Below are 16,118 nucleotides of genomic sequence, written 5' to 3' on the forward strand. Positions count from 1 at the left end.
TTTCGCTCTGCTAATTTAATACAGATACTTTTATATATTAATTTATTGATAGAAAATTTCTTCTATCCTATTTTTTCTCCTTTAATTCCTTCTTTCCTTCTTATTGCAATCATTGACAACTGCACCAATTTGGCAATCACAAATAAAATTACAAATGAAAATATAATGGTTGCTCCCGAAGGGGCATTAATTTTATACGACACCAATAAACCAATGAAAGAACCTAATAAGCCAAATCCGATTGATCCAAAAATCATTCTCTTAAAGTCCTTCGTAAACATATTGGCAATAGTTTGTGGAATGGTTAGGAATGAAATTACCAGAATAATTCCTACCACACGTATGTTCAAAACAATTGCCAAAGCTACCAAGGCAATCATCAGGTAACTGATAAAGTGAACCGGAATACGCTGTGTTTTAGCAAATTCTTCATCAAAGGCTACATACAAAATCGGTTTCAGAAACATTGCAAAAATAAGAATCGTTAAAATGCTTAAACCCAACAAAAGCCATAAGTCCAAACTACCAACAGTTAGTATATTTCCAAACAGAAAGCTCATCAAATTAGGGGCATAACCAGGAGTCATGTATATAAATATAATTCCCAATGCCATTCCCAATGCCCACAGAATTCCAATAACAGAGTCCTGTCTCACATCAGTTTTTTTTGACAACCATTCAATCCCAAAAGCTGATAAAACACCAAACAGGGCAGCTCCCAATATTGGGTTCAATCCCATATACCAAGCAATTCCAATTCCTCCAAAAGATGCATGGGTAATTCCACCACTAATAAACACAATGCGACGCGAAACGATATATGATCCAATAATCCCACAAGTAATGCTGGCCATTATTGCAGCAAATACCGCATTGGTAAAAAATTGATATTGAAATAATTCAAATATAGAGTTCATACTACTAATGATGCTTTAGTACTCGATGCGGAACTTCACCGTGAGTAATTAAATCGATTGGACAATTATAAGCTTTAAGCTGCTCTTGTGATATGATATTGGAATCGTGATAACACAGTGTTTGATTTACACAGGCAATGGTTTTTACGTGCGAACAAATGGTTCCAACATCGTGCGATACAATGATAATTGCGATGTGATCATTCAATTGATCCAAAATATCATACAATTCCCCTTCAAAATTACTGTCCACATAGGTATCTGGCTCATCTAAAATCAACAGCTGGGGATCAGAAATAATTGCTCTGCACAAAAATACCCTTTGCAACTGACCGCCTGAAAGCTCGCCAATGTTCTTATTTCTCAAATGAAGAATGCCCATTTGATCCATCAATTCATTTGCACGCTTTCGATTCTCTGGACTATACCTTCCAAATAATTTTTTCACCCCCATCAAACCCGATAAAACTACATCTCGAACAGAAATCGGAAATTTTTTATCAATTTGATTAATCTGAGGTAAATAACCAATCGTGCTTCCATTCACATACATTTCTCCACTTACAGGCTTTAAAATGCCAAGAATCACCTTGAGTAAGGTAGTTTTACCACCTCCATTTGGCCCAATGATTCCAACAAAATCATTCTGATTCACTACCAAGTCGACATCTTTCAACACCAACTTGTCGTCGTAGGCTGCATTTATGGATTTCAGTTCCAGAAGTTTGTTCATCTTAGTTTTTTGAATTTAAGCGTCACCTTTTAAGTGATTGACGATGCTTTTCATTTCAGCCATCCAATCTTCATTCAAAGGATCAATTTGAATTACCTTAGCATTAATCTCCTTTGCAATGGCCTCAGCATTTTCTTTATTGAATTGTTTTTGAATAAAGACAACCTTAATATCATGTTTTCCAGCCTCACCGATTAAATTTTGCATGTGAGCTGGAGAAGGTTCTTTGCCATGTAATTCAATTGGAATTTGATTCAAACCATAGTCTCGAGCCAAATATGTCAATGCCGGATGAAATATCATAAATGATTTGTGCTTAGCTCCTGCAAAAACTTCTTCTGATTCTTGATCCAACATTTTCAATTCTGAAAGGAATTGATCCATATTCTTTTTATAGGCTTCTTTCTTCTCTGGAGCTAATTCCACCAAACCTTTGTATAAGTTTTGAACAATTTGAATAACTGCTTTTGGCGAAGACCAAGTATGTGGATCAATACCTCCCTCGTGAAAATGGTCGCCATGCTGAACTTCAGGACCACGAATCAATTCAATGCCTTTGGAAAGATTGTAAACCTTTATTTCCCCTGCTGCTTCAATCATGTTGTTCATCCAGGTATTTTCGAAAGGAATATGTCCGATTTTAAAGTAAGCAACCGATTTTGCAACCTGTTCCATTTGCATAGGAGTTGGTTCGTAGGTTGCAGGACTACCTCCTGGAGGAATTAAAATATTAACCTGAAAGTCATTACCAGCAATTCGTTCCACAAAATATTTCTGAGGTAAAATACTTACCGAAATTTGATTTTCTGTTTTTTTAGCTTGCTTTGTTTGACAAGAGTATATTCCGAATATTAATACGGAAAGAATAAGAATGTTAACAAATCTCATTTGTTTATTGAATTAATTTATTTAGATCTGATTTAAATAACAAAAGTAAATATTTTTTCGAATCAACAATTGAAATCCTCGTTAAAAATGACTCAAAGCATAGCTGTTTTATTGCATGATTCAGAATAATGAATTTAGTCAAATTCCTATTACAAACAAAAAGCCCGATAGAAAGAATCCATCGGGCCAACCTTAATATCTTAAATATACTATTGAAGTAATTTTTCAATTTCTACTTTCAATTCAGCACTTCTTAAGTTTTTAGCTACAATTACACCATTTTGATCAAGAAGAACTGTAGCAGGAATACCACTAATTCCATACATTTTAGCTGCTTCAGAATTCCAATATTTCAGGTCAGAAACATGCTTCCAAATCAAACCGTCATCTTCAATGGCTTTTAACCACTTGTCTTTATCCTTATCTAAAGAAACTCCCAAGAATTCAACTCCTCTTTCGTTAACTTCCTTATACAGTTCAACCATATGTGGATTTTCTCTTCTACAAGGACCACACCATGATGCCCAGAAGTCAATAACAACAACTTTTCCTTTCAATGAAGAAAGACTAAGTGGAGTATCTTCAGGAGTATTCAAAGTAAAATCAGGAGCAGTTTTACCAACAGCTACACTATTTAATAAGTCAATTTTATCTTTGATTTTAACACCATAAATAGAAGCTTTTACATTTTCAGGCATTGCATTGTACATTTCTTCCATCTTTGCAAGCTCCATTCCTCCTGTCATTCTGTATTTAATAAAACCAGAAACAACTGATGTTGCATTATTCTTTAAAAATTCATCGGTTACAGCATCTACTTCTTCTTCCATTTTCATTGCAACCTCTCTGATAGAATCCATTTTTGCCTGATCTTGAGCATTTCTGGCAGCCATATACTCTTTACGCAGATTCATGTTTTTTTCATTAAAAACCTTTTGTGATTCTTGATATGCTACGTACACATCTTGCTCTGCAGAACCTACCACTTTAGCTTCAGCCAATTTCTCAGCATCAGCACTAATTTCAATATTCGCATTTTCTACAAAAAATTGAATTGCTTCTTTTTTACCATCCAATTGAATAAAATATCTCTGAGGAGAAGCAACAGTTCCAACAAATTCAAAAACGCCTTCCTTTAATTCTGCCGAATCGATTTTTACCAATTCATTATCCTGAACTTTTGAAAGGTATACTTTACCTTCTGATTGTCCTGATATATTACCAGTTAGCTTAAATTGTTCACCTTGATTACAAGAAGTAAAAAATAAACCAATCGCTGCTATGGCGATAAATAACTTTTTCATGTGTACGGTATTTTGTGTGTTAATAATTATGAATTCCTAAATCTACCAAAATAAACGTGTAATCGAAACGATTTTCGATATACGTATCGATTTACTCTTTATTCTTGATATCCTGAAAATAGGCATTCAATAATTTAAATGCTGCAACAAAAGAACTCATTTCATCATTTAAAACTTTATTTTCAAATTCTGGAATCTGTTCTTTAATCAACTGTTTCTGGTAAAAACCATCTTTTAATTGCTCATTAATGGTTTCATACATCCAGTATTTGGCTTGTTCACTTCTTCTTTGTTCAAAATACCCGTTTTGCTGTGTATGGTTGCAATAATCCATAATGGTATCCCAAATATTATCAATACCTGTTTTTTCGATTGCTGAACAGGTTAAAACTTTTGGCGACCAACCTGAAGGCGATTGCGGGAACAAATGAAGCGCATTTTCGAATTGCACCCTTGCCAATTGTGCTTTGTGTATATTATTTCCATCAGCCTTGTTAATGGAAATTAAATCTGCCATTTCCATAATCCCTCTTTTGATTCCTTGCAACTCATCACCAGCTCCTGCAATTTTTATCAAAAGGAAAAAATCCACCATAGAGTGAACTGCTGTTTCCGATTGTCCAACACCGACTGTTTCAATCAGAATGGTATCAAATCCTGCAGCTTCACACAAAATTAAACTTTCGCGGGTTTTACGAGCAACACCACCCAAGGATCCTGCCGATGGAGAAGGACGAATGTATGCATTTTGATCTACTGAAAGTTCTTCCATTCTGGTTTTATCTCCCAGGATACTTCCTTTGCTTCTTTCACTACTAGGGTCAATAGCCAACACTGCCAACTTGTGTCCTTGTCCGGTTACATGCTTGCCAAAGGCTTCAATAAAAGTACTCTTTCCAGCACCTGGAACACCAGTAACCCCAATACGAACCGACTTCCCTGAATACGGCAAACATTTTTCAATAATTTCCTGGGCAATTTTCTGATGCTCAAATTTAGAACTTTCAATTAATGTAATTGCCTGGCTCAATATCCCTCTATCGCCATCTAAAATTCCTTTTACGAAATCGTCAACAGTATATTTTTTGCGTTTGTTTTTCTTTAAACGCTCAGCTATTCGAGGATTGATTGAAGGTGGTTGACTTATTCCTGAATTTACTTGTAATCCCTTATATGAAGGATCATTCTCGATATGATCCTGTTTCTTATTTTTATCTGACATGATTCTTTGATCTAATTGTTATGTATGCGAAGTTATAAATTTAGTACTTAAGCCATCTGCAAACATCAAGAAAAGTGCATATGTTTGTTAGCAACTCTTAAAATTAGCACATAAAAAAGCCTTTCAGAAACTGAAAGGCTCATATTTCAAATCATATTTTCTTAGCTCTTGGGCATGATAACATTACCTCTTACTCTTAAATTCACTTCTGAATGAATCGGATCATTCGTAATTACGGTAATCAATTTGTTTTGACGCCCTCTTTTTCCTCTTGAATTAAAGACAACCTTAATTTCTGTTTCCTCTCCTGCTTTAATAATTTTTGCTTGAGGAGCAATGGCTGTGCAACCACAAGAAGATTTTGTTTTACGAATAATTAAGTCAGAGGCACCATTGTTTTTCATGGTAAAAACATGCTCGGCATTCTGTCCTTGGGTTAGTTCTCCAAAGTCAAAAACTTTTTCAGTGAACTCAACCTTAGGAGCAACACTCTTCTCTTCTTCTGTTAATCTTGCGAAATCTTCAACAATATTAGCACTTACAATAATTCTTTGACCAGGCTTATGTTTTTGGTTCACGATTAAATCCATGTAATCTGTAACAAATCCCCAATCATTTTTCTTTCCCCCATCGTATAATGCAACAATTTTACCTTTTTGCTTAGGGGCCAGCTTTTCAGGAACCATTTTTAACTGAAGATGTGCAGGCATTCTTTTAAATGCAATACTAATATCTTCATTGCTATCATTATATACTTCTAATGCTCCCTCTTTAATCTCTGTATTTTTAACCTTAGTTAGCGATAAATGATTATTCTTCAATCGCAACCCTTCCATTAATCTTGGATAAAGATCAGCAATTGTTTTAACCCTAGGTGTTACTGTTCCTTTAATTCTTAATATAGTTATTGAAGGATTCGTATTCGCAGTTATTGTGATAGATTTGTTAAAAGGCCCTGGACGATTTTTAGGATCAAAAGTTGCTTTAATGAATCCTTTTTGTCCTGGAGCAACAGGCTTCTTGGTCCAATCTGGAGAAGTACAACCACAAGAAGAACGAACCTGATTGATAATAATAGGCTGTTTTCCTTCATTTACAAATTCAAAAGAGTAAACTTGTTTCCCCAACTCTTCTTTAAAAGTTCCAAAATCGTGTGTTTTAGAAGCGAATTTCATTACTGGTTTCGTATTTTGGGCATTAGCAAAAGCTACACTTCCACAAAGAACTACTGCCAACAAGAAAATTATTTTTCTATTCATAACTTACTAATATTTTTTATCAACTTTTGTTTAATACGATAAAGTCTCAAAAGAGTTTATTTTTTTCCTGAAAAATTCAGAAATCATACAAAACTAAACATTTTTAATCGATTACCATACGAAATATAGTTAAATACTTGTTAAGCCCATTCTACTCTCGTAAGCTTTGTAGACAATTCAATAACCGTACCAGCTCCAATAATATTTATAGCAAATTATAAAGTATTCTTAGCTTTGTATGAAAGTAAAATAAGCTGAGCTCAATTAAATTGTTTATTTTCGAGATTAAATATATTCATTAACCACAACTATGACCAATTTAAAAAATCAAGTACAAGAATTTGCACAATCAATCGAAACAGAGATTATTGATATTCGTGCTCATTTGCATCAAAATCCCGAATTATCATTTGAAGAATTTAAAACTTCAGAATACATACAGGCAAAGCTGGATGAATATGGAATTCCATATACCAATGGATTCGTAAAAACAGGTATTGTCGGTAAAATTGAAGGAAAAAATCCATCCAAAAAGGTAATTGCATTGCGCTCTGATATGGATGCCTTGCCAATTAATGAAAATTCTGAAAATAAATATTGTTCTAAAAACGATGGGGTGATGCATGCTTGTGGTCACGATATGCATATGGCAAGTTTGCTGGGTGCTGCTAAAATTTTAAACCAATTTAAAACTGAATGGGAAGGCACTATCCTATTGATTTTTCAACCTGGAGAAGAATTATTGCCAGGCGGAGCCAGACTAATGATGGAAGAAGGAGCCTTACAACCCGAACCTGAATGGATTCTTGGTGCACACGTTCTACCTGACATGCCTACGGGAACAGTAGGTTTCAGATCAGGAATGTACATGGCTTCCGGAGATGAAATTTACCTAACCGTAAAAGGCAAAGGAGGACATGCTGCCATGCCTCATCGTTGCACCGACAATGTATTAATTGCCTCACATATTATAGTAGCTCTGCAACAAATTGTTAGCAGACATTGCGATGCCAGAATTCCAACCGTGTTATCATTTGGAAAAATTGAAGCCAATGGAGCAACCAACATTATCCCGGAAGAGGTTAAAATTGCTGGTACTTTCAGAACCATGAACGAAGAGTGGAGAGCTAAAGCCAAACAGTTAATTACTGACATTGCTCAATCCACAGCAAAAGGAATGGGAGCCGAATGTAAAGTGGATATCAAACACGGTTATCCATTTTTGGTAAATCACGAAACATACACCGATCAGGCAAAAGCTGATGCCATTTCTTTAATTGGTGAAGATAGAGTTGTAAACATGGATATTAGAATGACTACTGAAGATTTTGGTTTTTATTCTCAAAAGTACCCAGTTACTTTTTATCGATTTGGAGTTAAATCAGATAAGGAAGGATCATTGCATACTCCAAATTTTGAAGCAAACGAAAAAGCACTACTAACATCAATGAGCGTAATGGCCTGGATGGCAATATCCTATTTGAATAAATAGCTTATTTTTTTGATTTAAATGTAAAAATAAAAGACTCAATCATCTTTAATACTGTAAATTAGGTTTGATATTTTGTTATTGTTCATTATTTAATCTGTTTCAAAATAAAGGAATTCCTGAATAAATTGTTTCTCCATTAAAAATATGATATTACATTTGCATTAGTATTAACACTAAAATTAAAATAAAATGGCTTACGTAATTAACGACGACTGTATTTCATGCGGTTCTTGTGAAGGGGAATGTCCTGTTGAAGCTATCTCTATGGGTGATGAGCGCTATGTAATCGACGCAGATCTTTGTACTGATTGTGGTACTTGTGTTGACGCTTGTCCAGTAGAAGCTATTCACGCTGAATAATCGCAGAATAACCGATATTTAAAAAGCCAGTGATAAGATCACTGGCTTTTTTATTTCTAAATCTAGTAGACGATACAATTCATTTTTATATCATGCTCATCAATTGGAACATGATCCAAAACTTGAAAATCAAAACAAATTCCAACCTTAAATGCACTTAGCGATTGAAGCAGACGATCGTAGTATGCTTTTCCTCTTCCCATTCTATTGTTCTCTTTGTCGAAAGCAACACCCGGAATCAGAATTAAATCAATCTCATCTTCATCCATAAATACTGGCCCATCAGGTTCTGGAATTCCATAATTCTCACCTTCAATCAAATTCTCCGTTCCTTTAAACACTTTTAAATCTAAGGTTTGTCCTTTCACACAAGGCAAAATTACTTTTTTCTTACTGGCCCATTTACAAACAAAATCGTGTGAGAACACTTCATCGCTCATCGACCAGTAAAGCATTACAGTTTTTGCTTCTTCAAATTCTGGCAATTCCTCCAATTTCTTTAAAATAGGAACAGACATTTCCTTCAATTGTGGTATGGAGTAATCCTGCTTCATCAGTTTTATCTCTTTCCTGATTCTTCTTTTTTGATCGTCAATATTTGTTGTGTCCATGTATCTGTGTTATTCGTAAATATCAGTTCGTCTGTCCTTAAATGCGTCATTTAAAGGAGTAATCATTTTGTCTTCTGCCTTTTTAGGATCTATTTCAACCATAAGTATTTCTTCTGAAAGGCCTGCTTTTGCCAATACCTCTCCTTTTGTACCTGTAATAATTGATTGTCCGGTAAAAGTAAGCTCTTTTTCCGTTCCTATTCTATTTGCTGTAGCGATAAATACTCTATTTACCAATGAATAGGAAGGAATTACCGATTGTGCATATGGTAAAACCAGGTTAGAAGGATGAAGAATCAATTCGGCTCCTAGCAATGCCAGTTTTCTCCACGTTTCAGGAAACATCCAATCGAAACATACCAGCATTCCCAATTTTACTCCCTTGTAATCGATTACCGATAAATCTATATTTCCTGGCTCAAAAATATTCTTCTCATTCATAAAAAGGTGCAACTTTCTATAAACAGATATTACTCCAGTTTCATCTATTAATACCGAGGAATTATAAAGCTTTGTTCCCTCCTTTTCAGAATAACCTGTTGCCACAGCAAATTGATACTCCTTGCAGGCATCCTTTAAAAATGTGAGAAAAGTACTCTCGTTAATTGTTTCGGATAAATTAAAAGCCTGTTCTTTGGAATCAAAATTATAACCCGTATTGGCCAATTCTGGCAAAACAACTAAATCTGCTTCTTTTGCCTTTTTTAGTAGCGATTTTAACTTATCGATTGTTTGAAGTACATCCCCAAACTTAGGCTCAAATTGAATGATTGCAAGTTTCATATCAAATAAGGTAAGTTCATTTTACGGCTGATAAGAAGAATTACGCAAAATCATTCCGTAATCATTTTCCTTCATCAAATCACTCAAAGTGTATTCCTTGTTCTTTTCCATAAACTTTTTTACAATTTGCAAACCAGCCCAAATACCCGTTCTCGATGGGGATTCCTGCGGCATACCAGGTGTAAAAGGTCCATCGTTGATATACTTTATAATGGTACGATATTCTGTAGTAAATAAGTGCTTCTGTTCTATAATATATCCCCAAATCAGATCCTCACTTTCTTTGCACCAATCGAGTTGTTCTTGAGTATATTTCATGGCATCCGCTTCCGATTTTTCCGGCATCAATTGCATCAGGAAATATCTGATTTTTCCTTGATAAATCATATTACTAATTAGATCATCGGTTTTGGGTGTAAAAGGAAATTCGGTTAAGCCATAAGCCAGAATCACATCTTGCGAAACACGTTCAGGAGTCATATTTTTTCTTGCATACATTGGAGTTGCCAGCAAAGAATAAAACTCACAATCTTCGCCAAGATATTTGTCCAAGCTAATTCCTATTAAATCATCGGCTACCACTACCGACTGATTGAATCCTGAAATTTGCGCATAAACATCAGGGATATTTCTTTCCGGGAAATAATATTTTAAATATTTAAATGCCTGCTCCAACTCCTTCTCATCTTTCGATAGATCCGGAAATACTTCAGCAACCTTATGGGCTACTACATTCATTGTTGAATCTTCCAAGAATTTGTTCAGATATTCCATATAATTGGGATCATCAGGATTTCCCAAACCAATTACCTTGTAACTAAACAATGGAAGAAAATCGGCATATTCGATTTTAAACCGAGCAAAATCCTGCGTTTCTTTCAATACAAACAAGTCTTTATCAAATCTTTTGATATTGAGGTCTACAGAAATATGCGATACGTTTGGAGTATTTTTTGAATTACAAGAGAATAAAACAATCACACACATTAATAGTGCAGAAATTCTTTGAATGTAGTTCATATGGATTATCAGGTTTATAGATTTCGTGAGTAATTTCTCAATAATGATTCTCAAAAATAAACAAAGCATAATTTAAAGAAAAAAAATTCTTCAGTTTTGAGCTATGGATATCTTAATTTACAATGGAATCATTCCCTTTTTATAACTAAATTTGCCATTGCCTCAGTAAGGCATCCAAAAGTTTATTCGAGACAATATATATAGAAATGAAAATAGCATTAGCCCAGTTAAACTATCATATCGGTAATTTCGAGAGTAACACCGAGAAAATTATCTCTGCAATTGAAAAATCAAAAAAAGAAAATGTTGATTTGGTAGTATTTTCGGAGTTAGCCATCTGTGGATATCCTCCTAAAGATTTATTAGAGCGAAAAGATTTTATTGAAAGAACACAAGATGCTCTACAAAAAGTGGCTGAAGCGTGCACAGACATTGCTGCTGTAGTGGGTGGTCCCTCAATCAATCCACATATCAAAGGAAAGAATTTGTACAATTCAGCTTTCTTTATTTCTAATGGAAAAATTGAAAGCATTCACAACAAAACTCTGTTGCCAAACTACGATATATTTGATGAATACAGATATTTCGAGCCTAATACTGAATTCTCGTTGGTAGAATACAAAGGCAAAAAAATTGCAATTACAGTATGCGAAGACCTATGGGAAAAACAACCTACCGATAACAACTTTGCCAAATCGGAGCTCTACACCGTTTCACCAATGGAGGAGCTGAACAAATTGAATCCTGATTTTGTTGTAAACATTGCGGCTTCGCCATTTTCATACAACCAGCAAGATTTAAGAACCAATATTCTAAAATCAAATATTGAACGATACAATTTGCCTATCATCTACGTGAATCAGATTGGTGCTCACACCGAATTGATTTTCGATGGCGATTCAATGGTTCTAAACTCGAAAGGTGAAGTGGCTTGCAGACTAAAATATTTCGAAGAAGATTACCAGGTAGTCGATATGAATGAGATAGAAGACAAAGCAATTGAAAGTGCTGAAGTTGACTATATCGAAAAAATTCATGATGCATTGGTACTTGGATTGAAAGATTATTTTGGCAAAATGGGCTTTAAGAAAGCTACTTTGGGTCTTTCTGGTGGTATCGATTCTGCAGTAACCGTAGTGCTTGCCGAAAGAGCTTTGGGAAAAGAAAATGTTCGCGTTTTGCTAATGCCTTCGGAGTTTTCTTCCGACCATTCGATTAAAGATGCTGTTGATTTGGCGGAAAATTTAGGTATTGAATACGAAATTGTAAACATTCAGGAAATTTTCTCAGAATTTCAAAAAGCATTAAAACCTAGCTTTGGCGACTTGCCATTTAATGTTGCAGAAGAGAACATACAAGCCAGAATTCGTGGTACTTTGGTAATGGGCTTATCGAATAAATTTGGCCATATATTATTAAATACATCAAATAAAAGTGAAGCGGCTGTAGGGTATGGAACCCTGTATGGTGACATGAACGGCGGCCTGTCGGTTTTGGGTGATGTGTACAAAACAGATGTATTTAAAATGGCTTGGTTCATGAACAAAGACCAAGAAATTATTCCGGTAAATACAATTGTAAAACCACCATCAGCAGAATTGCGTCCAGATCAGAAAGATTCTGATTCATTGCCAGATTACGATGTTTTGGATGGCATTTTGTACCGATATATCGAAAAAAATATGTCTACGAAAGAAATAATTGCTGATGGTTTTGAAAAACAAACAGTTGAAAAAGCAATCCGCTTGGTTAACATGAATGAGTACAAGCGATTTCAAACTCCACCAATATTGCGCGTTTCATCTAAAGCTTTCGGCTTTGGTCGTAAAATTCCATTGGTAGCAAAACACAGTTGAATGGGTAGAAACACCTATAAAAACGTATGCTGTCGAACATCGTCTAAATAACGATATTTTTCTCTATTCGTTTTCCCATTTAAATTCATTTATATACATTTGAACTGTTTTACAACATGCAAGTATATTTTTTATAACCATATCCGATTATTGTAATGATTGAGAATGAAAGAAAGTCAAGAGAGACGATTTGTGGAGAAGTAATTAATAACCCTAACTCTGTATTTAATGTTCTTACTCCGGTAGAGAAAGAAGAACTGAAGTCCAATATGACTTGCTCTTTTTTCAAGAAAGGCGAATACATTTACAAAGAAGGTGAAAGACCTATTGGGTTAATTTGTTTATCGGAAGGGAAAGTTAAAATTTTTAAAGAAGGAGTTGGTGGACGTGAACAAATCGTTCGTATGGCTAAACCAATTGGTTTTATTGGATACCGAGCTTTATTTGCCGAAGAGAACAACATTGCATCGGCAGTTGCTATCGAGGATTCGATTACCTGTACAGTTAGCTACGACTTAATTTTAAAACTACTTCGTTCGAATGCTGAATTGGCATTAAGTATTATTCGTTCCTTGTCAACCGAGCTTGGATTCTCGAACAACAGAACCATTACACTTACCCAAAAGCACATTCGCGGTAGATTGGCTGAATCATTATTATTCCTTCGTGACACTTATGGATTTGAGGAAGACGAAGCAACCATTAAGGTTTACTTATCGAGAGAAGATATTGCAAACCTATCGAACATGACAACTTCGAATGCAATTCGCACATTATCGACATTTGCCAGCGAAGGTGTTATTGCCATTGACGGAAGAAAAATTAAAATACTAGACAAGGTGCGCCTTGATAGAATCAGTAAATTAGGTTAACATTTAAAAACAATATTGGGGAGGCGTTGGAAACAGCGCCTCTTTTTTTTTCAGAAAGTCTTGAAAAGTCTGAATGATGAAAAAGTAGAAAAGTTGCGAAATTCTATGGCAATGTAATTAAGAACGATACAGGTGGTTTTATTATTCATTCACACATTTATAAAATCATACAAGCACAAAAAACCTTCATTTTTGTTAGTAATTCAATTTCATCATAAATGTTTCGGTGCTCTGCACCTATGCCCATCTGTAAATAATATATCTACAAATATTACGCAGCTCCGCTGCTTTTGCTGAAATAAAAATTACTATCATTTTGGTGCGGAGCACCTTTATATTTGTAGAACGTTTGATCATTTAACTAATATTAAGGTACAGCGTACCATTATCTTTTTTAGCAGTACATTGGAAACTATCACAAAAAAAGCTGCCTTTCTCAAGGCAGCCACTAATCCAAATGATAAAACTATGAATCTATGCTTGAGGCAATTCCTCTTCGGCTACCTTGGGTTTACTTTTTCTTGTATTTACTGCCGCCTGAATTGGAGCAATTAGCTCATTGAATTCCTTGCATAAGCCTGTATACTTGGGGTCAGAATTCATCATTGCCATAGATTCTACATATTTCATTAAAACCTGTAACAATCTTCTTAATTCTACAACTGCATCTTCGGTTTTAACATTAGGCAATGTAGCGTTTGCTTCATTTCTATTCTTGAATACATTTTCAAAATTGACTTGCGATTCCTTTAATTCGTTGTACAAGTCGGTAGCAGCAATCGTTGCAATGGCTTCGCTAAGTTCTGGATTGGTATCAATCTCGTTAAAAAGTTGATTTAAACGAGCGGTTTCTTTCCCGTATGAATCGGAATATAAGGTCCAACCTAACAATCGAATTACTTCAATTAATAATTCTGGAGCATTCCCCCATTCAGTTTTCCCCCTAAACAAACAAGCTTCCACATAATACCTAAAAGCCTTAAACAATCTATCTCTTTTACTATCGGCTTCTTTAACCGAAAGGGTTAGACCCTTATGTGGCAATTTAAGAAAAGCCTGATCTACCTTCGATATAGCACTAGCTATACTAGTATGTAATACACTCAGTTGCGCTTCTTCTGTGTGAGGTTTTAATAATGCAACAACTTGCATACTTAAGGTGTAGTATTCATCTACACGCATGTGCGAATAGGGCAATGTTTTAATCATGATAATTTGGTTTTAAGTTTACGTTGGGTTACATAAATTTAAACCATGTATTATTAACAACAAAATATTATTGTATATTTTTAACCTCAACCAACCTATCAGGTCATTGCGAAATTTATGATAATGCTTATTTAACAAGGGATACAGAGCGAAAATATTTTTTAAACGCTGCCCATAAAATTAGAAGCTTGAAAATGATTTTTTGAGGCTTCTCACAAGTTGGGTTAGACCGAAAATATCTTTTTCGAGATTCTCACAAAAAGATAAGGCTGAAAATACTTTTTTGAAGCTTCGCACAAGTTGGGATGGGCCCAAAATATTTTTTTCAGGCTTCTCACATAAGAGGATGGCTTGAAATGAATGATTTTAGCCTTCCCATGAGTTAGGGAAGGCTGGCAGGGATTTTTTAGGAGGTTAATTTTAATACAGAATCAAATTATATTTCTGTAAGCACATCTGTTCCTACAGATACAATCATATCTGACAAATCATCAACATTTACAAGTCGTATGTTGTGCTGCTGCGCTAAACTTATAGCTTCATTTGAAAAATCAGCAGATGAAACAACCCATCCAGAAATCGAATTGTCTCCTTCGGGATCATCAATTCTAATTGCTTCAACAACCTGCTCAACGGCATGCTTATCGGTCTCATTCTTGTGCATTTTTACTTGCACATATATTTGAATTCCTAAATTGACAAAACTCGCAATAACATCTACATCTGCAATTCCATTTCCATATCTGGTCTTTGAAGGTCTTTCTGTTATTGCACCCATTCCTTGCAACACTTGCTCTACCAATTTCTCAAACTTATCAACACTAAGAAATGAGCTATCATTCTGCAACAATTTTCCAACTTTGTCTTTCAATTCAATTTTTAACTGATCCTTAAAGCTTGGCAATTCTTTTTGCTCAGCTAATTTTAATGCTCGTTCAATATCTTCAATAAATTCTGATGCCCCAACGCAGGTACCCTGATATTTTAAACGAGATTGTAAACCTGCACCACAATATTCTCTTAATATGGTTTCACCTTCATTCAACCATTCTACTTTTCTTCTTAATGAAGTATCAGATTCAATACATTCCTTATGAAATTTAACACCTCCAACTATTTTCCCAATATAAAAAGCTTTTGGAGTTGGTACCAACACATAATCACCTTCCTTCATTTCGCGAAAAAAACGCCAAAGATAACCTGTTGCCTGACCAAGCGATCTTGGGTTATCGTGATAACCTGGGTAATAAGATTTTAAAATATTTTTGAATCCATCTCTATCTAATTCTGGATTTAATAGTTTGTCTTCCGTATGCGACCACCCAATAACAATATTATTTTCTTTAACCATCTCATCAACACGACTAATTTTGCTAGGTGCGCATCGGATTATAAAAGCATTATTTGACATTATTTTGAAATTAAATTTTATTATTAGTTATCAAAAATAGCAGATTATTTTAAATAAAAACTCACTTGGCAGATAGAAGAGTACAACGATAGCAGCGGAAAGCCCACAGCGAAGCGAGGACTTGCAGTGGATAGCTCGACCCGAAGGGTAACACCGATTATTAATTAGTATTAGTTATTGA

Annotated in this window: 15 protein-coding genes; 4 read left to right on the forward strand and 11 right to left on the reverse strand. The window is 34.9% G+C overall.

Annotated elements, in window-relative coordinates; all coding sequences use genetic code 11:
• Positions 1 to 62 precede the first annotated feature (62 nt).
• From ACKPCA_RS12400 to ACKPCA_RS12425, 6 genes are all read right to left on the reverse strand, one after another.
• Positions 63 to 917, reverse strand: coding sequence for a metal ABC transporter permease (locus ACKPCA_RS12400; protein ID WP_321279372.1), 855 nt, complete (start codon positions 915 to 917; stop codon positions 63 to 65).
• 4 nt (positions 918 to 921) lie between these two features.
• On the reverse strand, positions 922 to 1,650 hold the full coding sequence (locus tag ACKPCA_RS12405; protein ID WP_054720829.1) for a metal ABC transporter ATP-binding protein: 729 nt from the start codon (positions 1,648 to 1,650) through the stop codon (positions 922 to 924).
• A 15-nt stretch (positions 1,651 to 1,665) separates the two neighbouring features.
• Complete coding sequence (locus ACKPCA_RS12410) at positions 1,666 to 2,538, reverse strand: metal ABC transporter solute-binding protein, Zn/Mn family (protein ID WP_321279373.1); 873 nt, start codon at positions 2,536 to 2,538, stop codon at positions 1,666 to 1,668.
• 209 nt (positions 2,539 to 2,747) lie between these two features.
• A complete protein-coding gene (locus ACKPCA_RS12415) occupies positions 2,748 to 3,842 on the reverse strand; it encodes a TlpA disulfide reductase family protein (protein WP_054720824.1) in 1,095 nt (364 codons plus the stop codon).
• A gap of 91 nt (positions 3,843 to 3,933) precedes the next feature.
• Positions 3,934 to 5,064 carry a methylmalonyl Co-A mutase-associated GTPase MeaB gene (meaB, locus tag ACKPCA_RS12420; RefSeq protein ID WP_321279374.1) on the reverse strand — a complete coding sequence of 377 codons (1,131 nt, stop codon included), beginning with the start codon at positions 5,062 to 5,064 and terminating at the stop codon, positions 3,934 to 3,936.
• A gap of 161 nt (positions 5,065 to 5,225) precedes the next feature.
• Positions 5,226 to 6,323, reverse strand: coding sequence for a DUF1573 domain-containing protein (locus tag ACKPCA_RS12425; RefSeq protein ID WP_054720821.1), 1,098 nt, complete (start codon positions 6,321 to 6,323; stop codon positions 5,226 to 5,228).
• A gap of 310 nt (positions 6,324 to 6,633) precedes the next feature.
• Here ACKPCA_RS12425 and ACKPCA_RS12430 point away from each other — a divergent pair, with 310 nt between their 5' ends.
• Complete coding sequence (locus tag ACKPCA_RS12430; protein ID WP_321279375.1) at positions 6,634 to 7,815, forward strand: M20 metallopeptidase family protein; 1,182 nt, start codon at positions 6,634 to 6,636, stop codon at positions 7,813 to 7,815.
• A 189-nt stretch (positions 7,816 to 8,004) separates the two neighbouring features.
• Entirely contained in the window at positions 8,005 to 8,175 is a 171-nt protein-coding gene (locus ACKPCA_RS12435) for a DUF362 domain-containing protein (protein ID WP_083464674.1), read from the forward strand.
• Positions 8,176 to 8,237: 62 nt separating this feature from the next.
• Here ACKPCA_RS12435 and ACKPCA_RS12440 read toward each other — a convergent pair whose 3' ends face one another.
• From ACKPCA_RS12440 to gldB, 3 genes are read right to left on the reverse strand one after another with little or no spacing between them, the layout of a single operon-like run.
• Positions 8,238 to 8,786 carry a 5-formyltetrahydrofolate cyclo-ligase gene (locus tag ACKPCA_RS12440; RefSeq protein ID WP_321279376.1) on the reverse strand — a complete coding sequence of 183 codons (549 nt, stop codon included), beginning with the start codon at positions 8,784 to 8,786 and terminating at the stop codon, positions 8,238 to 8,240.
• 9 nt (positions 8,787 to 8,795) lie between these two features.
• A complete protein-coding gene (locus ACKPCA_RS12445) occupies positions 8,796 to 9,569 on the reverse strand; it encodes a nitrilase-related carbon-nitrogen hydrolase (RefSeq protein ID WP_321279377.1) in 774 nt (257 codons plus the stop codon).
• Between the two features lie 21 nt (positions 9,570 to 9,590).
• Entirely contained in the window at positions 9,591 to 10,589 is a 999-nt protein-coding gene (gene gldB / locus ACKPCA_RS12450; RefSeq protein WP_321279378.1) for a gliding motility lipoprotein GldB, read from the reverse strand.
• Positions 10,590 to 10,795: 206 nt separating this feature from the next.
• Between gldB and ACKPCA_RS12455 the strand changes: the two genes are divergently transcribed.
• Together ACKPCA_RS12455 and ACKPCA_RS12460 are read left to right on the forward strand one after the other, a co-directional pair.
• Entirely contained in the window at positions 10,796 to 12,445 is a 1,650-nt protein-coding gene (locus ACKPCA_RS12455; protein WP_321279379.1) for an NAD+ synthase, read from the forward strand.
• Between the two features lie 155 nt (positions 12,446 to 12,600).
• Positions 12,601 to 13,317: a Crp/Fnr family transcriptional regulator gene (locus tag ACKPCA_RS12460; protein ID WP_083464672.1), complete on the forward strand. Its 717-nt coding sequence runs from the start codon at positions 12,601 to 12,603 to the stop codon at positions 13,315 to 13,317.
• A gap of 474 nt (positions 13,318 to 13,791) precedes the next feature.
• Here the strand turns inward: ACKPCA_RS12460 and ACKPCA_RS12465 are convergent, their stop codons facing one another.
• Complete coding sequence (locus ACKPCA_RS12465; RefSeq protein ID WP_321279380.1) at positions 13,792 to 14,526, reverse strand: DUF6261 family protein; 735 nt, start codon at positions 14,524 to 14,526, stop codon at positions 13,792 to 13,794.
• Positions 14,527 to 14,962: 436 nt separating this feature from the next.
• Entirely contained in the window at positions 14,963 to 15,937 is a 975-nt protein-coding gene (locus tag ACKPCA_RS12470; RefSeq protein WP_321279381.1) for a restriction endonuclease, read from the reverse strand.
• Positions 15,938 to 16,118 lie beyond the last annotated feature (181 nt).

The sequence above is a fragment of the Marinifilum fragile genome, assembly GCF_963677365.1.
Lineage (GTDB): Bacteria > Bacteroidota > Bacteroidia > Bacteroidales > Marinifilaceae > Marinifilum > Marinifilum fragile.